Raw genomic sequence first — 25074 nt, forward strand, 5'->3', positions numbered from 1 at the left:
GATGGTTGAGCAAACTCTACATTAAACTGAGGGAAGTTTCGGGGGGCAGGTCACGGAAGATAGCGTTTTAGACGGCAAACCAAGTTTGCGCGCAATGCGCGTCAAAGTGAGGTCGGGATCAAGATAAAGCCGGCCCTCCTCCATCAACACATCGAGGCGCGCAATAATGACAGCATCCTCAGGCGTTGGGCTTTGGGATGGCTGCGATGTTGCATCCGTCTCAGCGCTTTTTTCAGGCACATCGCTAATCGCGCGTGACAGGCTAAGCGCGCTCAGCATTAAAAGCATGCCAGACGATCCAGCACCGATAATCCAGCCGCGCCATGCTTCAAAACCTGCGATGATCGCTGCAACGATCGCAACATCCACAAGCGCGGAGCAGATCAGCGCAGCCCCAATCCAACGCCAAACACGACCCGATGCTTCACCGCTTTCAAGCCGCACATGCGGCAGCGCATCTGCCCCTTTTAAAGAACGCAAAACAATCACAGTACCGTAGCCAATATACAAAAGCGGGATCATCACATCTAGCACATGAGGCTGAACCAAAATCGCAACCAAAGCAACTATTGGCCACAAAAGATGCACCCAAAACTGTGACGTCACAGTCGCGCCCAATCGGCACATCGTGATCCATACCAAGGGCGGAATCACCGATGCAACAATCGGTTGGAAAAAGCGCAGCGCCGTCACCTCATAATGTTGCACGAGCGCAATCAGCGCCGATTGAACAGCACAAAGCGCAAGCAATGCAACGAGCAGCACAGACCGCTCCCGCGCTAGCAGCATTTGAAGCGCCAGAAACCCCATCAAAAAGGCTCCGAACATCGGAAGTGGCAGGCTCGGCAGCATAAAAAGCGCTCCAAAAGGACTAAAACCGGTTTTGCTACGTCCCAAAACCCGTTTCAGGACGCAAGTTCAAGTGGGTTTGGCCAATCTGAGACCATCAACACCAAATTGGAAAGACCAAAACAATGACCATCAAACGACATATCACCCAGTTCCTTTCATTCAGTGCATGTAGTGCAGCTGCCCTCTTTGGAGGTGCATGGGCGCTCAGCACGCAAACGCCCGACCTTTTGCAAACCCGTGTTGGCTTTACTCAGATGCCGCTAGAAACCGAGCATCGCGAACGCGCTTTAGATTTGCACATTTGGTACCCCGCAAGCGCCAGCGCTGACGCAGATCTGATTGCGCAAAACGCGCTCATGTATGGTTTTCAAGCACAGCGCGACGCAGAGCCGCAAACCGGAGCGCATCCGTTGATCGTGTTCTCACACGGCTCTGGCGGACGCATGTCCCAGATCGCTTGGATGGCATCTGCCTTAGCGCAAGAAGGGTATATCGTTGCGGGGGTAAACCATCACGGCACCACGTCGCGTGACAGCGATCCCCATCAGACTGTGCAAACATGGATGCGTCCACAAGATATCAGCGCAGTGCTTGATGCCTTTGAAACGGGCGCGACTGGGATCACCGCAGACATGGAGCGCGTAGCGTCCAGCGGCTTTTCCTTCGGAGGCTATACAGCATTGGCAATGGCAGGCGCACAGCTGTCCAAAGCTCAATTCATCGATTATTGCGACGCGTTCAGTGGGATTTTGGATTGCGGTTGGTATCAAAATGCGGGCGTTGATATCACATCGATTGATGCAACCCGATATGAGGCGGACTTCAGCGATGCGCGTATAAGCGCCACCATTGCCATTGACCCTGCCTTGCCGCGCGCGATGACCAAAAGCTCCCTCAGCGCGATGGAATTGCCAACTTTGATCGTTAACTTTGGTCGCGCGGATGAGATCCCCGCAGGCGTGCGCGCAGACGGAATCGCTGCGACAATGCAAAACGCTCACTATGTGGACACCGCAAACGCGTGGCATTTCAGCGGGATCAACGCATGTAGCTGGCTTGGTTGGGGGATCATCGGTGCCTCAGGTTTCTTTACCGGCGAGGACAATATTTGCGCAGATGCCGGACGATCCCGTGGCGACGTACAACGCGAGGTACTCGAACCGATCCTCGCCTTCGCAAAAGAGCATATCTAGAAAGGAATAATGATAGGGCAGCGCGGTTTTAGCTGCCCCAAATCACCTTTACATAGTTGCGTGTCTCTTTGAACGGAGGCACGCCACCATGATTTTGAACCGCACCGGGACCCGCATTATAGGCCGCAAGCGCAAGACGCCACGATCCAAACTTGCGGTATTGCTCTTTAAGATAGCGCGCGCCGCCTTCGAGGTTCTGCGCCGGATCGCTTGGATCAACGCGCAAGTACTGTGCCGTACCGGGCATCAACTGCGCCAAACCTTGCGCGCCCGCGTGCGAAACGGCGTTCGGGTTCCAATTGCTCTCTTGTTGGACGAGGCGCAAAAACAGATCCTCTGGGATACCATGTTTGCGCGCCGCTTCGCGGGCCATCTTGGAATAGATACCCTTGTAGCGTCCTTTGTATTTCGGAGAAGCGTTCTTGGTGCTCCACTTCGTCGGTGTTTCAACGGTTGGCGGCTTGAGCCGCACAGAGGCTTTGTATTGCTGCGATGCGCGGTTATCCAAAACTTTAGACTGGGACTTGAACAATTTCTGGCGAGACTTCGAAGATAGGCTGTCCGCCGCGACAGGAGTTGCCAATGCGACAATCAGCAACGCCGCAATGCCTTTGCGTCCACGCTTTGAAAATACGCTCATCCAGAAAAACCTGCCTGCCTGTTAACCAGTTATTGGGCGCAATATAGTGGATTTTCGCCGCTCGCCTAGGGGTAGCGTCGTTATTCCGTTTTTAACCATGATATGGTGGTGTAGGTTCGGCAAAAGTTCGCTGACTGAGTCGGTGGATTTGATGCGACAATATTTTTCAAGAGGGACAACAATGGCCGGTTCAGTTAACAAAGTCATCATCATTGGTAATCTTGGGGCCAACCCAGAAGTCCGCACATTCCAAAATGGTGGAAAAGTGTGCAACCTTCGGATTGCAACGTCTGAAAACTGGAAAGACAAAAACACCGGCGAGCGTCGTGAAAAGACGGAGTGGCATACGGTTGCTATTTTCCAAGAGGGTCTTGTGCGCATCGCAGAGCAATATCTGCGCAAAGGTTCAAAAGTTTACATCGAGGGCAAGCTGCAGACCCGCAAATGGCAGGACCAATCCGGTCAAGATCGCTATTCCACAGAAGTTGTTTTGAATGGCTATGATGGTGTTATGACGATGCTTGATGGACGCAATGACAATCAAGGCGGCAGCCAAGGCGGCGGTTACGATGGTGGCCAGGGCGGCGGCGGCTACGGCGGCGGTGGTCAAAGCGGCGGCCAAGGTGGTGGCTATGACCAAGGCGGCGGTTATGGCAGTGGCAGCAACCAAAGCGGTGGTGGCGGTGGCGGCGGTGCCCCATCGCGTGATCTGGATGATGAAATCCCGTTTTAATCACTTCGAAATCAAAAGACCCAGCGCCTCAAACCTTTCGTTTGGGGCGTTTTATTTTTGGTGACAGCTTTTCAACTTCTGCTTAGGCTCATGGGATTAAACCACCCTAGTTTGAAAAGAGACTTTTATGTTTGCTGCCACAAACGCATTTTCCATCCCCCTATCCAACACTTCGCGCATCGTTTTGCTGACTTGCTTGGCCCTGTCTTTGAGCGCCTGCGGCTCTAAGACACCCGATGTTATCACCGTTGCTTCGAACATTCGAACGACAGGAGACGACGGCTTTGTTGTTTGGGACACGCTCTTTGAAGAGCAAAACACCCAACACTTAGACGACGATAATGTCGGCTATGCATTGAAAACAGGTGTGAACAGCAATGGCACAGCCATTGCCTTTGTTGGAATGTTTAATGAGGATCAGATCGAGCCGCCCACTGGGTCCGGCACCGCAGTGTATCGCGGAACGTCACGTGCCGTAAGCATGCGCACGCCAAATCTTATCGAAGCAATTGCGACATTAGGATTGGTTGACGGATCGTTCGTGCGCGCGCATCACACCGCCCCTGTGACCCTTCAAGCAAACCTTGATGACGGCACATTCCAAGGCGAAAACGGGGAAACAACAGACGACGGCGGCTTTACTCATCGCTTTAATGGTCAATTTACAAATGGCCGAATGACAGGCGAAGGTCTTATCAATACCGGAACATTGTCTTCCCTCGGAACAAAGCTTGAGGGCCGCATCGGGGACGACAAAACAACGCTCGTTTTCAAAGCAACGCGCACGGATCAGATCGCCATCGCGGGCGGTATGAACTTGGAGCGTTCAAACTAGAAGCATTAAGCCCTGTCGTTCAACGCGTCTTTGAGCAATTGTAAAACGGTGTCCTTTGGAACGTCTGACGTGACAAAGGCATCGCCAATGCTGCGCGCAAGGATAAAGCGCAACTGGCCGTCGACGACTTTTTTGTCCTGCCCCATCAGATCCAAAAGCACATCAGCGCTCGGCAAATCGCCCTCAATATCAGACATATCAACCTTCATGCCCATCTCGCGCAAATGCGCACGAACGCGGCTTGGATCTTCTTGAGAGCAAAGCCCAAGTCGTGAAGACAACTCAAACGCAAGGGCGCACCCGATTGAAACGCCCTCTCCGTGCAACAGTCGATCTGAATATCCTGTCGCCGCCTCAAGCGCATGACAAAAGGTGTGACCAAGGTTCAAAAGCGCACGATCCCCTTGTTCTGTCTCGTCGCGCAAAACGATGTCAGCTTTCATTTGAACGGAACGCCGTACAGCTTCTATGCGGGCAGCTTGGTCACCTGAACGCAGCTTGGGGCCGTTAATCTCAAGCCATGCAAAAAATTCTGCATCCCCCAGCATGCCATACTTGGCAACTTCGCCGTAGCCAGACAGAAAATCACGCGGTGTAAGCGTGTTGAGAGCATCGGTATCGGCCAAAACCAGCGCGGGCTGGTGAAACGCACCAATCAGGTTTTTGCCCTGCGGCGCATTGATACCAGTCTTGCCACCCACAGAGCTATCGACCTGCGCCAACAACGATGTTGGCACTTGCACAAATCGGATACCCCGGCGCAAAACTGCAGCCGCAAACCCAACGAGATCTCCGATAACACCACCACCAAGCGCTATGACAATATCACGCCGCTCGATCTTTTGCTCTAGCAGCCATTCTACGCAGCGGGTGAATTCGGGCCACGCTTTCGTGCTTTCCCCAGCAGGTAATTCGAGCGAGACCATATCGATCCCCTCAGCGTTCAACCCTGCGCGCAGAGTTTCCAGATGCAGCGGGCCTACGTTCGCTTCCGTTACAACTGCAACACGCGGGCGCGCCAAGAAAGGAGCGATGTTTTTGCCAGCTTGCGCAATTAAGCCCGGTCCAATGCGCACCTCATATGCGCGTCCGCCTAAAGGAACGTGAACAGTTTCAAGCATTGGCCTTCTCCAAAACATCCATACGGCTTTGCAAAGACGTCAGAACGCGCTGCGCCATGTCCTCGATCGAATACATTGGGTTCGCTTTCACGGACACATCCGCCAAATTGTAGATTGGTGCACGCGCGTCAAAAAGCGCGCTCAAGGTTGCTTTTGGGTCCGCAGTTTGCAGCAATGGGCGCGTATCTTTGCTGCGGACGCGCGACCATAAAAGCGGCAACTCCGCCTCTAAACACACAGATACGCCGCGCGCAGAGATTAAGCTGCGATTGCGTTCTGCCAAAAACGCGCCGCCCCCTGTCGAGAGCACACAGGGCGTGCCATCCAAAAGCCGACTGATCACTTCACTTTCTCGCGCCCGAAAAAACGGCTCGCCGTCCCGTTCAAAAATCTCGGCGATGCTCATGTTTGCCGCACTGACGATTTCTGCATCCGAATCAAGAAATGGTACACCAAGCAAATGCGCCAGTGCTTTGCCCACAGCCGTTTTGCCCGCACCCATCATGCCGACCAGAACAACCGTTTTGTGCAATTTCCAAACCATTTGAGTTAAATCCAAGCAATGACATCGGCCAATGCCCGCCAAATTTCGATTTGTCTTCTCAATGACGTGAACTTACCAAAAAGGCCATATATAAACGTGACAAAAGACGGCAGGCAGGCAATGATCAACTTCATGTGGCGCATTATCAAATTGTTGTTGTATCTCGCGATACTCGCTGGGCTGGCGTTGATCGCTTACGCCTATCTTGGGCCGTTCTTTGGTGCGGACTTTTCTGCGCCATTGCATGAAATTCGCGTGCCGGTGGATTTGAATGACGGGAGTTAAGCGCTCAATCACACTCGCGGGCTTGGCTTGGGCTATGTTCTCGTTTCCAGCATTGGCGAATGATCCGCTCTCAGCCATTGAGTGGTTGGAGAAGCGGCCCAAACAAATCGTCGTGCCGCTCAGCGAATTCCCGCAATCAAATACAATCGACGAGCCCGCTGTCGCGGGGTCCGTTGTCACGCCGCAGGTCACAGTTTCCCCGCTCGGTGCCCCTGTTCGCGCGGCAGCAGGTTTGCTTCCGAGCAATGTAACAGGTCTGCCGCGCACGCTGTGGCAAGGCAGCGACGTAGAAACATTAACCACATTGATGTCTGCAATAGATGTTGAACAACACCCAGCGCTTCAGTCGTTGTTGTACACACTTTTGCTCGCAGAGGCCGATCCCCCCCAAACCGATCAAAATGAAAGCTTCATACGTGCACGGGTCCAAAAGCTGCTCGAACTTGGTGCATTGGATCCCGCGACGGCACTGCTCGAACGCGCGGATCCTGCGCATGTGGACCTGTTTAAGCTCTACTTTGACGTCTCGCTTTTGAACGGCAACGCGGAAGCCCCTTGCGAAGCGTTGCGTCGTAATCCCAACCTAAGCCGCGATTTTGCACCGCGCATCTATTGCGACGCCTTGGGTCAAAAGTGGGACAGCGCAGCCCTCACCCTCGCCACCGCGGATGCGATTGGCGCGTTAGAACCATTAGACGTTGCGCTGCTCGAGGGGTTCCTTGATCCAGAATTGTTTGACACCGTACCCCCTGTCCCCCAGCGACCAACGGTTTTGCAATTCAGGTTGTTTGAAGCCATCGGCGAAGCACTGCCAACCTCGTCGCTCCCGCGCGAATTTACGGCGACAGATATCTCCGGCGATGCCGGCTGGAAACCGCAGCTGGATGCGGCAGAGCGATTAGCACGCGTCGGCGCGATCTCTGAAAACCGTCTATTGGGCATTTATACCAGCCGTATTCCATCTGCATCTGGCGGCATTTGGGACCGAGTGGAATCGATGCAACGCCTTGAAACCGCATTGAAATCAGGTGATCCAACTGCGATCCTCAAGCAACTCAAACGCGCATGGGGCAAAGTGAAAGAAGCCAATCTCGAAGTGCCAATCGCCACGCTGTTTTCACAGGACTTGCTACGCTTGCCAAGCACTGGCGCGGATGCCGACCTTATTTCTCGCATCGCATTACTCTCACCTGATTATGAAAGCGTGGCGCAGCGCGAAACCAGCGATGCAACCCTCAAAGTCGCGCAAAGTATTGCGATAGGAGAACCCGAAGCGGATAGCACTGTCCTAATAAGTGCCGCAATCGAGGCTGGCTTTAGCGGCTCCGGTGCGCCTGCCCGTTTGAGCGAAATGGTTGCAGATAATCGTCTCGGCGAAGCAATATTACGCGCAATGGCTTTGACTGCTTCAGGGGCTGCTGGCGATTCCGCCGCTTTGCAAAGCGGGCTCGCATTTCTGCGCAGTGTTGGTTTGGAAGACACGGCAAGACGCACCGCGCTGCAAGTGCTCTTGCTCGAGCGCAGAGATCAAGGATGACGCCAACACACGATCATCTGCGCTGGATCTCGACCTTTTTGGACGCACAAGCGGCCGAACTGGGCGCAGCAAACAATACACAGCTCGCATATGCGCGTGATCTAAAAGACTTTGCAGGTTGGCTTTCGGGGAAGTCCGTCGGTTTCGATGCGGCAAGCCGTGATGATGTCGAAGCCTATCTAATCTATTGTGATGCGCAGGGCTTGGCAAAATCGACCCGCGCGCGACGGCTGTCTGCGATCAAACAACTCTACCGGTTCGGCTTTGAAGAAGGTTGGCGCGAGGATAATCCGGCCATACAGATCGCGGGTCCAGGTAAAGATAAACGACTGCCCAAAACACTGAGCATGGCCGAAGTTGATGGCCTGCTCGTCTCTGCACGCGAAGTTGGTCGCAGCAAATCGGATCGCGTCCGCAACACATGTCTGATGGAACTGCTCTACGCCACAGGTATGCGCGTAAGCGAGCTGGTTTCCCTGCCCGTTGCGGCCGCGCGTGGCAATCCGCGCATGCTGCTCATTCGTGGAAAGGGCGACAAAGAACGCATGGTTCCGCTCTCGCCGCCTGCGCGCGACGCTTTGGTTGTTTGGCTGGAGCTTTGGCAAGAAACACAAGACGCCGCCCGTCTCAAAGGCAAAGCTGCCTCGCGCTTTTTGTTCCCGTCACGCGGTAAAGAAGGGCACCTGACGCGGCACCGTTTCTACATCTTGATCAAAGAACTCGCGGTCCACGCTGGAGTTTCGCCAGCCAAGGTAACACCGCATACATTGCGCCACGCCTTTGCTACGCATCTTTTAGAAAACGGCGCTGATTTGCGCTCGATCCAAACATTGCTAGGCCACGCGGATGTGGCCACAACAGAGATTTACACCCATGTTCTAGAGGCGCGTTTACAAGAGCTCGTTCTGACGCACCACCCTCTCGCAAAGGATAAAGACTAACGCCTAAGCGCCTGAGGTAAAACATCTTCTGAAGGCCAGACACCTGAGCTCAACGCGCGATGATACCCTTGTGTTAGTCCTGCGTCTTGCATGTCTTTCACTGCGCTATCCACATCATAGCTCAATCGCTCAAAACGATATTCACCGATATCAGAAATGCGCAAAAATTCGGTCCGCGCGGTCCCATCATGCGGCGGCATCCCGATCACGCCCGCGTTGATCCAACGCACGCCTGCAATCTCGCGCTCGAAAGCGATGCCAGAATGCCCTGCAATCACCACATCCACATCGCCACACAGTATATTCAACGCATCAAGTTCCTCTAAGAAGTGCTGCTCAGGCGAAACACTCCATAAAAATAGCGCCACATCCGTGATGCCGCCATGCAATAACGCCGTTTTGCGACCCATTTGAGTGAATGTTAAAACATCAGGCAACCGCGCCATCCAAGCCCGTGCATCCGCGCCAACCTGAGCGTTCGCATAAGCATACCAAGCTGAAGACAAAAGATCGCAAGTCGTGCCATCCTCAAATCCGCACCCACAATCCAGGGCATTGGCCGCGAGTTGCTTTTCACAATTCCCGGCAAGAAGATGGACATCGCTTTCTTGAATCCGCTCGATCACTGCATTAGGTGATCCACAATAGGCAACCAGATCACCCGTGCAAATCAATGTGCCGCGCGCCGTCGCCATGAGCGCGACTAGCGCCTGAATATTGGAATACGGACCACCAAAGACCGTAACTTCACCGTTCAATTCGCCCAAATCGTCTATACGCATGACCCGTTCCCTTGAAGTGCCGACCGCCCGCCCCCATAAGATGAATAGCATAAGGAAAGACAAGCCCGATGGACACCATTTCACCCGTTCTTGATAGCGCATTCTGGATCACAGCTGGATCAATCCTGCTGTTGCTGGTCCTGTCTGGCTTCTTCTCAGGGTCGGAAACAGCTTTGACGGCAGCGTCGCGCGGAAAGTTACGTACCCAAGCAGATAAAGGGTCGCGCGGGGCACAGCGCGCCCTGGATATTACGGAAGACAACGAACGCCTGATCGGCTCTGTGTTGCTGGGCAATAACTTGGTTAATATCCTTGCTACATCTCTGGCGACGGCGCTTTTCACGCGCGCATTCGGTGAAAGCGGCGTGGCGATGGCAACTTTGGTCATGACCTTGCTGGTCTTGGTCTTTGCTGAAGTTTTACCCAAAACCTACGCCATTACGAATGCCGAACGCGCAGCCGCGCTTGTTTCGCCTATTATCCAATTGGTTGTCACAGTTTTCTCGCCGGTGGTAACTGCAGTGCGCTTTTTCGTGCGCGGTATACTGCGGATTTTTGGAATTCAAACCGACCCTGATAGCCATATTCTCGCGGTGAAAGAAGAAATTGAGGGCGCTCTAAACCTTGGTCACTCCGAAGGTATCGTCGAAAAAGAAGACCGTGATCGCATTTTGGGCGCGCTCGATCTGAGCGAACGTGCGGTCGAAGAAATCATGCTTCACCGTTCGGGCATCGAGATGATTAACGCAGCGACAGATCCCGCTGCAATCTTGCGCCAGTGTTTAGAGAGCCGCCATACCCGCTTGCCAGTTTACGATGGTGAGCCAGAAAATATTATCGGCACAATTCACGCAAAAGATTTGTTGCGCGCGATGCATCGTTTGATCGATGCGGATACTGGCTCTGTCACTGGGTTAACTAAATTCGACATTCGCGAAGTCGCGATGCCACCCTATTTCGTGCCTGAAACCACGACTCTAGATGACCAAATGCGCAATTTCCTGCGTCGTCGCACGCATTTTGCGTTGGTTGTCGATGAATATGGCACGTTGCAGGGCTTGATCACGCTCGAAGATATTCTCGAAGAAATTGTGGGCGAAATCACGGATGAGTTTGACCTTGAGGAAGATGCCACCCTCGCCCCAGACGAAGATGGCCACTACAAAATTGATGGCTCAATGACGATCCGCGATCTCAACCGCGCGGTTGATTGGAACTTGCCGGACGAAGAGGCCAACACAGTCGCCGGTTTGGTGATCCATGAAGCGCAAATGATCCCAACAACGGGTCAAGTGTTTAGCTTTCATGGATTTCGCTTTGAAGTCGCGGAACGCGAAGGTAATCGGATCACTCTACTGAAGATCCGACCACTCTAGCATCATTTTGCGGCCGCGCGTTTGGCCGCAACTTCCAGCATCGGCTTTAGATAATGGCCTGTGTAACTGCCTTCCGTCTCGGCGACCTTTTCTGGCGTTCCGGTTGCGACAACTTCTCCGCCACCATCACCGCCCTCAGGACCGATATCGATAATCCAGTCTGCGGTTTTGATCACATCTAGATTGTGCTCAATCACGATGACTGTATTGCCTGCTTCGACCAGTTCATGCAGGACTTCCAACAGCTTACGCACATCTTCAAAGTGCAAGCCTGTTGTAGGTTCGTCCAAAATATACAATGTGCGTCCGGTGGAACGTTTGCTTAGTTCTTTAGAGAGCTTCACGCGTTGCGCTTCACCACCCGACAGGGTCGTCGCTTGTTGACCAACCTTAATATAGCCGAGACCAACACGCATAAGAGCATCCATTTTCTCACGAATGCTTGGCACTGCTTTAAAGAAATCTTGCGCGTCTTCGACCGTCATGTTCAGAACGTCGGCGATGCTCTTGCCCTTGAACCTGATTTCGAGCGTTTCACGGTTGTATCGCGCACCTTTACACGTCTCGCACTCGACATAGACGTCTGGCAAGAAGTGCATCTCGATCTTGATGACACCGTCACCCTGACAGGCCTCACAACGCCCACCTTTGACGTTGAAACTAAAGCGTCCGGGCTTGTAGCCGCGCGTTTTAGCTTCAGGCAGTCCAGCGAACCAATCACGGATCGGGGTGAACGCCCCTGTATAGGTCGCCGGGTTTGATCGCGGCGTCCGACCGATCGCACGTTGATCAATGTCGATCACCTTATCAAGATGCTCTAGTCCTTTGATCGTTTCACAAGGCGCAGGTGTCTGTCGCGCGCCATTCAAACGCATAGAAGCAGTCTTGAACAATGTTTCAATCGTCAGAGTAGACTTACCCCCACCAGAAACACCGGTAACGCAGACAAACATTCCAAGCGGGAAATCAACGTTGACATTCTGAAGATTATTGCCTGTTGCTTTAACAACCTTAAGCTTCTTCTTGTTCCCTTTACGACGCTCCGTAGGCACTTCAATCTGGCGTTTTCCACTTAAGTATTGCCCCGTGACCGAATTTTCGTCCGCAATAATTTCTGCAGGTGTCCCTTTCGAAACGACTTGCCCGCCATGCACCCCTGCCCCTGGGCCGATGTCGAAAACATAGTCGGCTTCACGAATAGCCTCTTCATCATGTTCCACTACGATCACAGTATTTCCCTGATCTCGCAGGTTCTTGAGCGTCAGCAACAACCGGTCATTGTCGCGCTGGTGCAAACCGATGGATGGCTCATCGAGCACGTATAAAACGCCTTGCAAACCAGAACCGATTTGACTTGCCAATCTAATTCTCTGGCTTTCTCCCCCACTCAAAGTGCCGCTTGCACGCGACAATGTGAGGTACTCTAGGCCGACATTGTTAAGAAAACCCAAACGCTCCTGAATTTCCTTCAAAATCGCTTTGGCAATCTCATTGCGCTGAACGGTCAACGACGCAGGCACCGTCGCACACCACTCATATGCCTCACGGATCGACATTTGAACGACGTGACCCACGTGCAGCCCTGCGATTTTCACGGCCAACGCTTCTTCGCGCAGACGGAAACCTTCGCATGTGCCACAAGGTCTATTGTTTTGATAACGCTCAAACTCTTCGCGAATCCAGTTGCTATCAGTTTCGCGGTAACGCCTCTCCATATTCGGAATGACGCCCTCGAAAACACGGGTCACTTGGTAAACGCGCCCGCCTTCATCATAGCGAAACGCGATCTCTTCCTCGCCCGAACCATAGAGGAAAACTTGCTGTACATTCTCAGGCAAATCTTTCCATTTGGTGCTCTGGTCGAACTTATAATGTTTTGCAATAGCTTCAATGGTTTGCAGGAAATATGGCGACTTCCCTTTGCGCCAAGGAGCCAAAGCTCCGTCAGAAATTTTCAAAGCAGCGTCGGGAACCACCAAACGTTCATCAAAAAATAACTCTTTTCCCAGACCATCGCATTCAGGACAGGCACCAAACGGTGCGTTGAAACTAAACAGACGAGGTTCGATTTCTGGAATGGTGAAGCCACTGACAGGACAGGCAAATTTCTCTGAAAAGGTGAAGCGCTCAGGCTCTCCTTCAGATGGTGCAGACTCAAGAATCGCAATGCCATCCGCAAGATCCAAAGCTGTTCTGAGACTGTCCGCGAGCCGTGTTTCGAGACCTTTTCGGATCACAATCCGATCCACAACAACGTCGATGTCATGACGGAATTTCTTGTCCAGTGTTGGCGGTTCATCCAACTCATAAAACGCGCCATCCACTTTGACCCGTTGAAAACCTTGCTTACGCAACTCCATGAATTCTTTGCGGTATTCGCCTTTTCGATCCCGAATAATTGGGGCCAAAAGATACCCACGCGTTCCCTCTTCCATGGCCATGATACGATCGACCATGTCCTGCACCTGCTGCGCTTCAATAGGCAAACCAGTCGTTGGCGAGAACGGCGTTCCAACGCGTGCAAACAACAATCGCATATAGTCATAAATTTCGGTTACAGTCCCGACGGTGGAACGCGGGTTTTTCGACGTTGTCTTTTGTTCGATTGAAATAGCAGGGCTAAGACCACTGATGTGATCCACATCAGGTTTTTGCATCATATCAAGGAATTGGCGGGCATAGGCACTTAGCGATTCAACGTATCTGCGCTGGCCTTCAGCATAAATGGTATCAAAGGCAAGAGATGACTTTCCAGATCCAGAAAGTCCGGTGATAACAACGAGTTGATCACGGGGGATATCAACATCAATCGACTTAAGATTGTGTTCACGTGCACCGCGTACTTCGATATTTTTCAGCTCAGCCATTTTGCGCCCCTATGCTTCAGCACTTACACATAGGCAAAGCCTCGGATTCGACCAGCCCTCATGTGAAGAATAGAAGTAGAACAAATCAAGAATATACGAAAGATTAATCTCTCTGCGCTATGTGGGTTGAGCGTTGCCGTGCGAGCAAGACGTGGACGAAAACACCAAAAAAGCAGAACAGAAGGACAAAACCGACAGTTCCGTATACTCCTGATATCGAAATAATCGCAGCTAACAACGGCGGACCGCAACTCGTACCCAAGTTGCCCAACTGAGCAATGGCACCTGTCGCGTAAGCCCTGTCCTGATCGGTCAAATTGAGTTCCGCCAATGCCGCAAATGACGCGCCGGGCACAATACCTGTAGATCCAAGCAAAATGATGCTGAACACGACGAATAACGGATCGTTTCCAACCACAAACAAGAGCGGAAATGCGCAAGCACCAATCAGAAGATACCCAATGATAACTGCATTTACCGGACGAACAAAGCGTAACAAGACAACGCCAAACGTGAGTGACGTGACAATGGAAGCAAACGGAAGACTTGCAGACAAGCCAGTTCTTAACGCGGGTGCAACGAACTCGGGAATGTAGGTAAGAAGCGCAATATAGAGGCCAGTGTAAAACACAAAACCCAACGCAGCAGCACTGAGCCAAGGCGACTTATAAATCTTCAAATGCAATTTTAAGAGGTTCGGAAGATCAAAATTGTCGTGTTCTAAATCAAAGCTGGTTTGCGTTTTAGCAATTGGCAGCGCCTGAGAAAGTAATGCTCCAAGCACCAACATGTAAAAAGCGTGCCCTATGAACAGGCTTTGCAGGCCAAAATGGCCAATGACCCAAGGCGCAATCAACGCAACCAGCATGTATGAGAGGCCAAAAAAACTACTCCAAAGCGTCATGATGCCTGGACGCGTGCGCGAAGAGCTATGCCGCGCCATAAGTATGGGCCCCGCGATAACAATAAAAAGGTGGCTGGCCCCCTCCAAAACCCGCAAAATGATCATTGCCGAATACGGAATCGAAAAGGATTGTAGCGCTGACAAAATCGCTGCAGAAAACATCCCCAATATGAACATTCTCTTGATGCCTAATCTCGGACTTAAGATCCCTCCGACAACTCCGAAAAGAAGTCCGACAAAACCCACGCAAGAAATCAAAAACCCTAACGCGACCTCGCTGACCGCATAGATGTCTCGAAATGCATCAAGCGTTACAGCGATTTTGCCAAATTGCGCTGCGGCTCCTAGACCAGCGGCCCAGACCAGCAAAACGATGAGCCAATCGGTGCGGTCTTCAGGCTTTGACAGAGACCGTGAGCCAGCAGAAGTTTCAGATTTTTTGTGCAAGCGCCCAAGCCGTAATCGGGAACACGGGATCGTTCGTCAACTCATCTGTTTCAGGCTCATGTTCAGGTGGCCAGACCTCTTCAAGGTTTCGCAGAGCAGCGGCGCGATTACCCCATTGGCCCGTGCGAATACCTGTTTCGTCAAACCCACATTCAACCAAAAGATTCTTCAAACCACGCGCGGACCAACGCGAATTATCCTGCGGTGCCGCATGAAAAGGAATAAAAAACGGGGTCGCTAGATAAAAATAAGAACCTCTTTTCATCATCTTACGGACATTTTTTGTTGCTGCATAAGGACGATCCAGATGTTCCCAAACCTGATCCGCAATGATCAAATCAAATTTACGCGGGCGTCCATCCTCACCTTCAAAGAGTCCTTTGCAGATATCATATTTTGGAAACCGAAACTGCTCATAAGACCCAAAGTTGAAATACTTCCCCCACTGGCCCGAAATCTCAGCAACAGACATACCGCTCAAAGGCAGTTCCTTCAGCCAAGAACGGCTGATGCGGCGCATCTCGATGCGGTTCAAAGAGGGCATGTTAAATCCTTAAAAGTGGATCGCACGATCATAGGCGTCGAGGACACTTTCATGCATCATTTCGGACAACGTCGGATGCGGGAATACGGTGTGCATCAGATCATCTTCTGTCGTCTCTAGTTGACGTCCGATTACATACCCTTGGATCATTTCAGTCACTTCAGCGCCGATCATATGCGCGCCCAGAAGTTCACCGGTCTCGGCGTCAAAAATCGTTTTAACCAAGCCTTCGGCCTCGCCAAGTGCAATGGCTTTGCCATTTCCCATAAACGGGAAGCGGCCCACTTTGATGTCATGCCCAGCCTCTTTTGCAGCGGCTTCCGTCATGCCGACACTCGCAACTTGCGGATGACAATACGTGCAGCCCGCGATGGACCCCGGCTTTATCGGATGCACGGTTTTGCCTGCAATGAGTTCAGCAACAAGCACCCCTTCATGCGAGGCTTTGTGAGCAAGCCAAGGTGCGCCAGCAATATCGCCAATCGCATAAAGTCCTTCGACCCCTGTGCGGCAATATTCGTCGGTCAAAACATGCGTGCGATCAACGGTGACGCCAGCCGCCTCAAGCCCCAAGTCTTCGACATTTCCAACGATGCCAACAGCAGAGATAACGGTGTCGAACTCTTCCTTAACAGTTTTCCCACCCGTCTCGATATGCGCCGTAACTTTGCCCTTGCCGCGATCTAGCTGTTTCACCATCGACTTTTCGCGGATCTTCATCCCTTGCGCAGTAAAACTTTTCTTCGCAAATGCACTGATTTCAGCGTCCTCAACAGGTAAAACGCGATCCATGACTTCGACGACAGTCGTGTCTGAACCGAGCGTGTTATAAAAACTCGCGAACTCGATCCCGATTGCGCCAGAACCGATCACCAGCAACTTTTTAGGCATACGCGGCGGTGTCAGCGCGTCTTTGTAGGTCCAAACCAAATCGCCATCGCCTTCGAGACCTGGCAATTCGCGCGCACGCGCACCAGTGGCGAGAATGATATGTTTGGAGCTAAGCGTTTGCTCGCCTTTGTCGCCTTTTACAGCGACACTGCCCTTACCGGCCAAACGGGCTTGCCCCATCACGACGGTGATCTTGTTCTTTTTCATAAGATGAGAGATTCCGGAAGACAGCTGGCCCGCAACTTTGCGCGAGCGCTTCACAACAGCCTCCAAATCATAATCGATGCCTGTCGCGCTTAGTCCAAATTCCTTTGCGCGATGCATGAGGTGGAAGACCTCCGCAGAGCGCAACATGGCTTTGGTTGGAATACAGCCCCAGTTCAAACAAATGCCACCCATGTGCTCGCGCTCGATAATCGCAACGCTCAGGCCCAATTGTGCGCCGCGAATGGCTGCAACATAGCCCCCCGGTCCTGCTCCAATCACGATCATGTCGTATGAATCTTGGGCCATGGATAGCTCTCCTGTTTTTAAGTGCTCAAAGACAGGCTAACCAGCGCGCGCGCAAAAGAAAAGGGCAGCCAAGCAGCCACCCTTAACGAATTCGCCTTAAACGACTTTATGCAGTGACAAGCTGCTGATCACGCACAGTCGAGCCATATCCACCAGCCTGAATATAGTCTTTTTCAATCTGCGTGTAGCGACGTGAAAGCGCGTCGTTTCGATAAGGAAAGCGACCAAACTTGCGGATCACTTCACGGTGCGCTTTAGCGTGAAGCAAATTGCTGTCACCCGAGTTTGGCATACGTTCTTTCATCAGACGGATGCAGCGCTCTTGGTCACATAGGCTTTCGGAATGCATCAAGGGCATGTAGAAAAACTGACGCGCAGGTTCATCAATGCGCAGATCCCATTGCCGATCAATTGCGATTTTGGAGGCCGTAAGCGCGACACGATCAGACGCGAATGCCTTGCCAGTGCCGCGAAACATATTTCGTGAAAACTGATCGGTCAGAACGATATAAGCCAAAGCCCCACTTGGGTAGGTTAGCCAAAGCCCAAACTTGCCATCCATCGCAGCTTGCCACGTGTCGCCAAAGCGTTCTCGTATCTCTTGATCAAGGCTGTCATCTGCCTTGTACCAATCTTCAGGGCTCTTCTCGTCAAGCCAGAAGCTCAAAACCTCATCAGGGGCCGCGATCATGTTAGTTCTCCCATTTGGGCGTGGACGCTTTAGAAACGTTACAATCAGGTTAATCTCTGAATCTAGTAACAAAATAGGTCATTTACGACATAATTAGGGGGAAATTTCTTCCATCTGCTCCTCAATTGCGTTTTCGATCGCAATTTCTTGCGCAACCTCAACGAAGACCGGAGAAGACGACGGCATAATTGCCTGAAAACCTGCGGTGTCATCGACAGAGGGCGACGCACGCTGTGTCATACGGAAAGCCGCGTAGACTGCGATGGCCATCATGAGAGCCCCGATCAACCCAAAGAAAGCACCAGGCCCAACAGTCGTCATCAGCCAACCCGTAACAATAGGGCCAGAAATCGCACCGAGCCCACTGACGAAAACCATGCCACCAGAGGCGGCAGCCATGTCTTCATGCTCAAGAAAGTCGTTGGTGTACGCGAGAAACAGCGAATAGAGCGGGTTAGATGTGCCCCCAATGACAAAAGCTGCAGCCAATAAGATAATGATGTCTTCCCCCCAAATGACTGCAACAATTGAGGCAACGCCCCCCAAAGCCGCGGTCAAAAGGATTAAGAAACGGCGATCCATCCGGTCCGAGATATAGCCCAAAGGATATTGCATAATCAAAGCGCCGACATAGAACGCCGACACAAAAAGCGAGATTTGCGCGATGCTAAGCCCTGCTTTACCGCCATAAACCGCAGCCATGCCGAACTGCGCCGAAAACACGCCACCGAGCAGGAACATGCCAACCACGCCAAGCGGGGACACTTCGTAGAGCTTTTTAAGCGACATAGGCTTGGTCGTATCGAATGCAGGAGTCGGCGTGATCGATAGCAAAATAGGGGCAAACGCGACGGAGACCAAAACCGAAGGGATAATGAACAATATGTAGCCAGAAGGATCGCCAAGCAGCAACACACCTTGCGCCGCAACGATACCGATCATCTGAACAATCATATAGAGCGACAAAGTCTGCCCGCGGTTTTCATTTGTCGCAGAGTTATTCAGCCAGCTCTCTGCGGTCACATAAACAGCCGAGAAACAAAAACCGATAATGACACGACCAACCATCCACGCTTCTGCATTTGCAAGTGCAGGATAAAGGATCAGAACGGCCGAAATGAGCGAGCCAAGCGCCGCAAAGACCCGCACATGCCCGACGCGACGGATCATTTCAGGGGCAGCATGCGACCCCCCTAGAAAGCCGACGAAATAGGCAGACATGACGAGCGACATCTCGAAGGTCGAAAATCCCTCTATCTCACCGCGCACACCCAAAAGCGTGCCTTGCAAGCCATTGCCAAGCATCAAGAGCATCATACCGAGCAAAAGTGCCCATGAATTTTGAAGAACTGAAAACACCGCACGCCCCGCATGACAGAATGATTAAGATTCGAGCGCTATACCTGTTCGCTCTAAACAACTGGTTTACACGCGACACACTATGTCGCTGCGGCGAACTATTTCGAGGGCACCAAGAGCGAGCTGTCACCATAAGAAAAGAAGCGGTAATTCTCTGCGATGGCGTGCGCATAGATCTCATCCATGCGCGCTTTGCCCATCAAAGCAGCGACCAGCATCATCAACGTGCTCTTGGGTAGATGAAAGTTCGTCATCAGCGCATCAGCAACGTTAAATTTGAAACCGGGGTAGATGAAAATATCGGTTTCCCCTTCCCACGGCGCAATTTCACCGCTTGCGGCAGCGGCGCTTTCGATCAAGCGCAGCGCAGTTGTGCCAACTGGGATGACACGACGCCCTTCCTTTTTTGCTCGCAAGATCTGATCTGCGGCGGTCGCGCTGACCTGTCCCCATTCCGCATGCATCTTGTGGGTTGTCACATCATCGACCTTTACAGGCAGAAACGTCCCTGCCCCGACATGCAGCGTGACATGCGCAAATTCAACGCCGCGCCCGCGCAGGTTTTCAAGCAAGTCCTCATCGAAATGGAGCGACGCCGTTGGCGCCGCGACCGCGCCGGAATGCTCTGCAAACACTGTTTGGTAATCGTCTTTGTCCTGCTCATCTGCCGCGCGTTTGGCCGCGATATATGGCGGCAAAGGCATTGCGCCCGCATCCGCCAAAGCCGCGTCGAAATCATCCCCTTGAAGGTTGAACTTTAGCACACCTTGACCGACTTCTTTGCCTGTCAATGTCGCACTCAGCACATCGGAAAAGACGATGACTTCCCCCTCTTTCACCTTGCGCAGCGGCTTGATCAGCGCGCGCCAGCTGCCTTGGTCCGCGCTTGGCTCTAACAACGTCACTTCAATCTTTGCTTCGCCCGATCCATGTTCGCTTTCGCGGCGGCGTAGACCGAACAGACGCGCGGGTATGACTTTAGTATTGTTCAAAACCAGCACATCACCGGGCAGAAATATCTCTGGCAAATCATAGACATGCCAATCTTGGATACTTCCAGCCTGCGCCAGTAACAAACGCGCGGAGGAACGCGGGGAAACAGGTCGTGTTGCAATCAAACGATCCGGCAGATCAAAATCAAAGTCACTTAATTTCATTGGTCTTTACTGGCTCAACTTAGGAGGAGGACGGCGGAATATTTCACGAAACATTCCTGGGGTGAACAGGCTAAGCGGATTTACATCAAATTTGGGCGCACTCGCAGGTCCGCGCGCGTTGAAGTTGAAGCCAATAAGCCCCTCACCCCGTCGGGTAAAGATCGAACCGATCCCATTGATTACGAAAAACGGTGAGACGACACCCTGCATATCTAGCTGTTTGTTTGCGACGTCATAATATCCATCAACCGAAAAGCCGAGCGAGGGCCCAATCGCGTTTCCTTCGGACACCACAATCGTTTTGGGTGTGATCCTGAATGTGCTGTTCACATCCGTAAACACAAGGCCGCGCCCATCGAGTTGCTCGAGCAGTCCAATCCCGCTGGCCGCACTCAAAAGTGCCAAAGCAGGCGGCGCATCACGCAAACGCAGATTTTTAATGTTGAGGTTGCCGTCATATTGGCCCGCCGCCTCTCGCGGAAACAGATTCAGCGTCATCGCGCCCTCGTTGGCATTCTTCAACAAGCCCGCATCGCTCAAGGTCGCCCCTGCATTTGCACTGGTGATCTGCACCGCTGTACGCCCGTTGCGCGGTGTGGTGCGTCCTTCGATCCGCCCTTTGCCATTCAGACGTGCGTTGAAGTTTCCATTCAGGCCACCACTTGATTGAAACTGACCTTCAAAATTGCGCAATGCGATTTCTTTTGTGACCTGCATGCGATCCAGCGACACATTCAAAGGGGTTGCGCCCGCGCTCGCAGCACCCGCGTTTTGAGCAGGTATGCGGCGCAGGTCCAAGAAACCACCATTGAGTGACACCGCCGGCGACGCATTGCGTCCGCGTCCCGTCAGTGTCACGGGGGAGTCGAGCCAATCCCCGACCTGAACACGCCCGAACTGCGCACGCTCTAGAATGCCTGACGCGCTGATCGTGATGGAACCATTCGCCTTCAATCCCGGCGCATCAAAAGCCAAGCTTTCGACCACAGGCGGGCCTGTCTTTTTGCTGCCAAGCACGCCACGTACGTTCAGCGATCCGCGCGCATTGGCAGATTTGCGATAGCCAAGCGGTGCAATCGCCACATTCAGTCCACGCAGATTAGAGCTGAGCGCAAAGCGCGCGGGTCCATCCGCGCGCAGATCAAGCGTCACATCCCCACGGCCTTTTCCCGAGATCGAGCCCGGCGGCAGACCAATATTGAACGTCTCAACAAATTTGTCCGACAACTCCACTTGGCCGCTCAAGCGACTGCCTGCCCTAGCTTTACCAAGCGGCATACGCCACGTGCCTTCCACCGGTATTGCATCAATGCGTCCAGCACCTGTCAGCGTGATTTCATCGGTTTTTGCACGCAGCGCCAAACGCTCAGCAGCAATGAGCCGCCCTGCGACCAAGCGATCGCTTCGCACGTTCGTGATGTCCCCCGCGATGTTGAAATTAATCTCAGACGCTGGGATCTTTTGCTTCAGCGCGAACCCGATGTCGCCGCTCACATTTGCGCGCCCTTCTGCCAGATTTACTGATTGGCCCGCTTTACTCAAAAACGCAAACGGCTCTTGGTCAAGCAAAGACAAGGCCGCCGTCACGCTGCTTTGAGTTGTGAGTTGCACATTTGCCGGCGCGCCGCGAACGCTCACATCCGGAATTTCAAAGACTGTTCCGCTTACGTCGATGCGACCGCCTTCTGGGGGCGTCACATAGCCAGCTTCGGTCGCCGCCAAAAAACGCGCCCCTTCAAGACGCACATATCCACGCGCCCCGTTTATGGGCGGCATCGATTTCATAAAGCGCAGCGAGGCGTCATCATAAGCGAAATCTAAATGCAGATCTGGCGGCGCATCAGGCACAGCACGAAAGGCAAGGCGCGCATTTTTGATGTCACCTTGCAGGATATTCTGCTCGATCCAATCGTGGGTCTTGGGCTTCACACTATCCGGCCAAACCGCCAAGACACGTTTGATATCAAGTGTATCCGCACGCGCATCGAGTGCAACGCGCCAGCCCTCGTCGCCGATATCAGCGCGACCACTTGCAATAAGCGTTTGATCGCCCTCGCGCAAAACCAACTGACCGATATCAAGTCGAAACGGATCAAACACGACCCGCATATCCAGATCCGCTTGTTCCAACGTCACAGGTGTTGCGTAAAGCTGATTGGGATTGGCGCGCACGCTGCTGAGACGAAACTGCCCGAGCAACTCTTCTGGCCAGCCAGCTTCGGCATTTTGGAGGCGCGCAAATCCTTCACCGCGCGCTTCGATCCATGCAGATTTCACAATGACTTCTGAGAATTCCAAAGTGTTCTGGTTCGGATCGAAGGCGAAATAGGCTTGCGCCCCGTCAAACGGGATAGGTTTTGCTTCATCTTCAGGCTGTACGACGCCTTTGCCGATTTGCAGCGTCGCGTTAAGCAACCCCAAGTTGCCCTTGTCATCCACTTGCGTGCGTAGAGAACCCGAAATCGGTGCTCTCAAAGCTTCCATCCAAGCCATCGCACCACTTTGGCTGGCAATATCCTCAGACGGCGCATCCGCCAGCGAAACGCCAATCCGCGCAGCGGGTGAGCCGATTTCGCTCTCGTAGCTCAACTCTAAAGTGGTTGCATAGTCCTGCCCGCCTAGCAGCGCAAAATCAGCACCGATCGAAAGGACCTCGTTTCTGGCTGTGACCCGCATCCGGCCGCCATCAACCGTCCAAGCCCGCCCCGCGCGCGCATCTTCATAAAGCACCGTAAGGCTCGTCGCATCCACTTCGCGCAGGTAGCGAAGTTCTGGCGCAACAAGCAACTGATCAAGCCGTTCCACCAACTCGATCAGGCTCGCCCCCTCGCCACTGGCTTGCAGCGCAGAGCCGATAGTCAGATCAAATCCCCCATCACGGTCACGGCGCAACTTCATCAGGGCACCAGAGAGCGAAATTTTCTTTGGCAAAAACTGCCCACGCACTGCGGCGGGAAACGACGCGCGCACACTGAGCTCGCCCAAGGAGGCAAAGGGCAGCCCTGTGTCATCCTTCACCGTCACATTTTGAAAAAATACACGCGGGCTGAGATCAGAGCGTTCAACGCGCAAGGACATTGTGCCGATCCCCACATCGACGCCGGGCAAAGCTTGCGCAATCTTGCGATCAATCTGCTCTTGCAACCAATCAGGAGCTTCAATGTCGCGCCCGACCAGTAGTATAAAGCCTATCGCCAAAGCCACGGCAAAACCGCCAAGCCCCGTCAAAACTGCACGCGTCGCGTACCATCCCCAAGGATGCTTTACGCGCGCACCCGCTTGGGGTGCGTCTGTTGGCGTGTGCGGCGCATCGCTCATATTTGTCGGCTTAGCCCTTTGCGTCAAAGCTGGCGTTCTCTTGATCCGCCTCTTCTAATATGAAACGTAGTGCAAGCAAAACCAAGGAGATGCCACATGATTGATATCGGTGATAAAGCGCCTGACTTTAACCTGCCAGCAAGCGGCGAAACCGCCCAATTGAGCCTTGCGGATGCAAAGGGCCCTTTGGTGCTCTTCTTTTACCCACGCGACGACACCCCCGGCTGCACAAAAGAAGCGATTGCCTTCACAGGTATGGAAGCTGATTTTGCAGCTCTTGGCGTCACGATTTGGGGAATTTCCGCAGATAGCGTTGCCAGCCACGAGAAGTTCGCGGCGAAACACGCACTCTCCATGCCACTACTCTCTGATGAAGATAATGCAGTGTGCGAAGCATTTGGCGTTTGGAAAGAAAAGAACATGTACGGCAAAAAGTTCTTCGGAATTGAGCGTGCAACGTTTTTGATCAATGCAGATGGCACAATCGCGCAGGCGTGGCGCAAAGTGAAAGTCCCGGGCCACGCAGAAGCAGTGCTTGAAGCCGCAAAAGCGCTTAGCGCATGAAACCTTTGGCGCAGATGGCCTTGGATGTGTTGCAAACCGCAGATGGGCGCGAAAAAACCGCGCTTTCACATAAATACGCGGCTGAGTGGCGCGCAGCGCGCAAAAACGGCGATGCCGTCGAGATTGGCAGCGCCAACCCACCAATGCACCCTGCCCGACCGTCTGCGCCTGAACTGCTGTCGCCGCGTGATGTGCCACGACGCAAGCCCGGCTCCCCTGAGGGGCGCATCGCTTTGCTACATGCGGTCGCACATATCGAACTCAACGCAGTCGATTTGCACTGGGACATCATCGCGCGCTTTTGCCATATTCCTCTGCCCACGGGATTTTTTGACGACTGGGTCAGCGCGGCAGATGACGAATCCAAACATTTCAATCTGATGTGCGACTGCCTTGAAGAATTGGGCAGTTTTTACGGCGCCTTGCCTGCACATGCTGGCATGTGGCGTGCCGCAGAAGACACCGCAGAGGATTTCATGGGGCGTTTGGCTGTCGTTCCGATGGTGTTAGAAGCGCGCGGACTTGATGTGACACCGGGCATGATCAAAGTATTTCAAAACGCCAAAGCAAAAAGCGCCGTTGCCGCGCTAGAAACCATCTACGCCGAAGAAGTCAGTCACGTGGCATACGGCTCAAAGTGGTTCAATTTTATGTGTGGGCGTGAAAACACCGACCCGAAAGAAGTGTTCCACACACTCGTGCGTAAATATATCCACAGCACCTTGAAGCCACCGTTCAACGAAGAAAAGCGCGCGGATGCGGGAATTCCTCCTGACTTTTACTGGCCTCTGACCGAAGACTTACCAACCAAAGATCATGCTTGACCTAGAGATCAAGTCATTGAGTTCGGCGATTTATTGCCACAATTTACCTCTAAAACGTGCCACAGTCGCACAGTAGCTTTCAAATAACTTGCGCCATTGGACCCTGCTGGCTATTCAGGCAACCAAGGTGCCGTGGGACTTTCACTCAAGTCCCGA

Annotated in this window: 22 protein-coding genes; 9 read left to right on the forward strand and 13 right to left on the reverse strand. The window is 52.9% G+C overall.

Annotated elements, in window-relative coordinates; translation table 11 throughout:
- Positions 1-21: 21 nt before the first annotated feature.
- Complete coding sequence (locus PFRI_RS06660) at positions 22-852, reverse strand: hypothetical protein (RefSeq protein ID WP_072629925.1); 831 nt, start codon at positions 850-852, stop codon at positions 22-24.
- 122 nt (positions 853-974) lie between these two features.
- On the opposite strand from PFRI_RS06660, the gene PFRI_RS06665 reads away from it, so the two are divergent.
- Positions 975-2045, forward strand: coding sequence for an alpha/beta hydrolase family protein (locus tag PFRI_RS06665; RefSeq protein ID WP_072629926.1), 1071 nt, complete (start codon positions 975-977; stop codon positions 2043-2045).
- A gap of 28 nt (positions 2046-2073) precedes the next feature.
- Here PFRI_RS06665 and PFRI_RS06670 read toward each other — a convergent pair whose 3' ends face one another.
- Positions 2074-2685 carry a lytic transglycosylase domain-containing protein gene (locus tag PFRI_RS06670; protein ID WP_072629927.1) on the reverse strand — a complete coding sequence of 204 codons (612 nt, stop codon included), beginning with the start codon at positions 2683-2685 and terminating at the stop codon, positions 2074-2076.
- Positions 2686-2866: 181 nt separating this feature from the next.
- Between PFRI_RS06670 and ssb the strand changes: the two genes are divergently transcribed.
- Positions 2867-3418, forward strand: a complete 552-nt coding sequence (ssb, locus tag PFRI_RS06675; RefSeq protein ID WP_072629928.1) for a single-stranded DNA-binding protein — start codon at positions 2867-2869, stop codon at positions 3416-3418.
- 127 nt (positions 3419-3545) lie between these two features.
- Positions 3546-4253, forward strand: coding sequence for a hypothetical protein (locus PFRI_RS06680; protein ID WP_072629929.1), 708 nt, complete (start codon positions 3546-3548; stop codon positions 4251-4253).
- 5 nt (positions 4254-4258) lie between these two features.
- Here PFRI_RS06680 and aroB read toward each other — a convergent pair whose 3' ends face one another.
- On the reverse strand, positions 4259-5374 hold the full coding sequence (gene aroB, locus PFRI_RS06685) for a 3-dehydroquinate synthase (protein ID WP_072629930.1): 1116 nt from the start codon (positions 5372-5374) through the stop codon (positions 4259-4261).
- A complete protein-coding gene (locus PFRI_RS06690; protein ID WP_072629931.1) occupies positions 5367-5918 on the reverse strand; it encodes a shikimate kinase in 552 nt (183 codons plus the stop codon). Before PFRI_RS06690 ends, aroB begins: the two co-directional genes overlap by 8 nt.
- 120 nt (positions 5919-6038) lie before the next feature.
- On the opposite strand from PFRI_RS06690, the gene PFRI_RS21320 reads away from it, so the two are divergent.
- From PFRI_RS21320 to PFRI_RS06700, 3 genes are read left to right on the forward strand one after another with little or no spacing between them, the layout of a single operon-like run.
- On the forward strand, positions 6039-6203 hold the full coding sequence (locus PFRI_RS21320) for a hypothetical protein (protein WP_170124855.1): 165 nt from the start codon (positions 6039-6041) through the stop codon (positions 6201-6203).
- Positions 6190-7740, forward strand: coding sequence for a hypothetical protein (locus PFRI_RS06695; RefSeq protein ID WP_139292102.1), 1551 nt, complete (start codon positions 6190-6192; stop codon positions 7738-7740). Before PFRI_RS21320 ends, PFRI_RS06695 begins: the two co-directional genes overlap by 14 nt.
- Positions 7737-8681: a site-specific tyrosine recombinase XerD gene (locus tag PFRI_RS06700; protein WP_072629933.1), complete on the forward strand. Its 945-nt coding sequence runs from the start codon at positions 7737-7739 to the stop codon at positions 8679-8681. Before PFRI_RS06695 ends, PFRI_RS06700 begins: the two co-directional genes overlap by 4 nt.
- On the opposite strand, the gene PFRI_RS06705 is transcribed toward PFRI_RS06700, so the two are convergent.
- Complete coding sequence (locus tag PFRI_RS06705) at positions 8678-9463, reverse strand: metallophosphoesterase family protein (protein ID WP_072629934.1); 786 nt, start codon at positions 9461-9463, stop codon at positions 8678-8680. The genes PFRI_RS06700 and PFRI_RS06705 overlap by 4 nt on opposite strands.
- Before the next feature lie 68 nt (positions 9464-9531).
- On the opposite strand from PFRI_RS06705, the gene PFRI_RS06710 reads away from it, so the two are divergent.
- Entirely contained in the window at positions 9532-10839 is a 1308-nt protein-coding gene (locus PFRI_RS06710) for an HlyC/CorC family transporter (RefSeq protein ID WP_072629935.1), read from the forward strand.
- Between the two features lie 2 nt (positions 10840-10841).
- Here PFRI_RS06710 and uvrA read toward each other — a convergent pair whose 3' ends face one another.
- The 8 genes from uvrA to PFRI_RS06750 all read right to left on the reverse strand — a co-directional run bounded on the left by uvrA (position 10842) and on the right by PFRI_RS06750 (position 23530).
- The gene (gene uvrA / locus PFRI_RS06715; protein WP_072629936.1) at positions 10842-13706 is read right to left on the reverse strand and encodes an excinuclease ABC subunit UvrA; all 2865 of its coding nucleotides are present in this window, start codon (positions 13704-13706) and stop codon (positions 10842-10844) included.
- Between the two features lie 103 nt (positions 13707-13809).
- A complete protein-coding gene (locus PFRI_RS06720) occupies positions 13810-15057 on the reverse strand; it encodes an MFS transporter (RefSeq protein ID WP_170124856.1) in 1248 nt (415 codons plus the stop codon).
- Positions 15041-15601, reverse strand: a complete 561-nt coding sequence (locus tag PFRI_RS06725) for a class I SAM-dependent methyltransferase (protein ID WP_072629937.1) — start codon at positions 15599-15601, stop codon at positions 15041-15043. Before PFRI_RS06725 ends, PFRI_RS06720 begins: the two co-directional genes overlap by 17 nt.
- Positions 15602-15610: 9 nt before the next feature.
- Entirely contained in the window at positions 15611-17005 is a 1395-nt protein-coding gene (gene lpdA, locus PFRI_RS06730) for a dihydrolipoyl dehydrogenase (protein ID WP_072629938.1), read from the reverse strand.
- A 106-nt stretch (positions 17006-17111) separates the two neighbouring features.
- On the reverse strand, positions 17112-17696 hold the full coding sequence (locus tag PFRI_RS06735; RefSeq protein WP_420541329.1) for a DUF924 family protein: 585 nt from the start codon (positions 17694-17696) through the stop codon (positions 17112-17114).
- A gap of 93 nt (positions 17697-17789) precedes the next feature.
- Positions 17790-19055 carry an MFS transporter gene (locus PFRI_RS06740; RefSeq protein ID WP_084649633.1) on the reverse strand — a complete coding sequence of 422 codons (1266 nt, stop codon included), beginning with the start codon at positions 19053-19055 and terminating at the stop codon, positions 17790-17792.
- Positions 19056-19153: 98 nt separating this feature from the next.
- Positions 19154-20212, reverse strand: a complete 1059-nt coding sequence (queA, locus tag PFRI_RS06745) for a tRNA preQ1(34) S-adenosylmethionine ribosyltransferase-isomerase QueA (protein WP_072629940.1) — start codon at positions 20210-20212, stop codon at positions 19154-19156.
- Between the two features lie 6 nt (positions 20213-20218).
- Positions 20219-23530, reverse strand: coding sequence for a YhdP family protein (locus PFRI_RS06750; protein ID WP_072629941.1), 3312 nt, complete (start codon positions 23528-23530; stop codon positions 20219-20221).
- 96 nt (positions 23531-23626) lie between these two features.
- On the opposite strand from PFRI_RS06750, the gene PFRI_RS06755 reads away from it, so the two are divergent.
- Complete coding sequence (locus tag PFRI_RS06755; RefSeq protein WP_072629942.1) at positions 23627-24094, forward strand: peroxiredoxin; 468 nt, start codon at positions 23627-23629, stop codon at positions 24092-24094.
- A complete protein-coding gene (locus PFRI_RS06760; RefSeq protein WP_072629943.1) occupies positions 24091-24918 on the forward strand; it encodes a ferritin-like domain-containing protein in 828 nt (275 codons plus the stop codon). The genes PFRI_RS06755 and PFRI_RS06760 overlap by 4 nt, the downstream gene beginning before the upstream one ends.
- Positions 24919-25074 lie beyond the last annotated feature (156 nt).

It is taken from the genome of Planktotalea frisia (assembly GCF_001890925.1).
Lineage (GTDB): Bacteria > Pseudomonadota > Alphaproteobacteria > Rhodobacterales > Rhodobacteraceae > Planktotalea > Planktotalea frisia.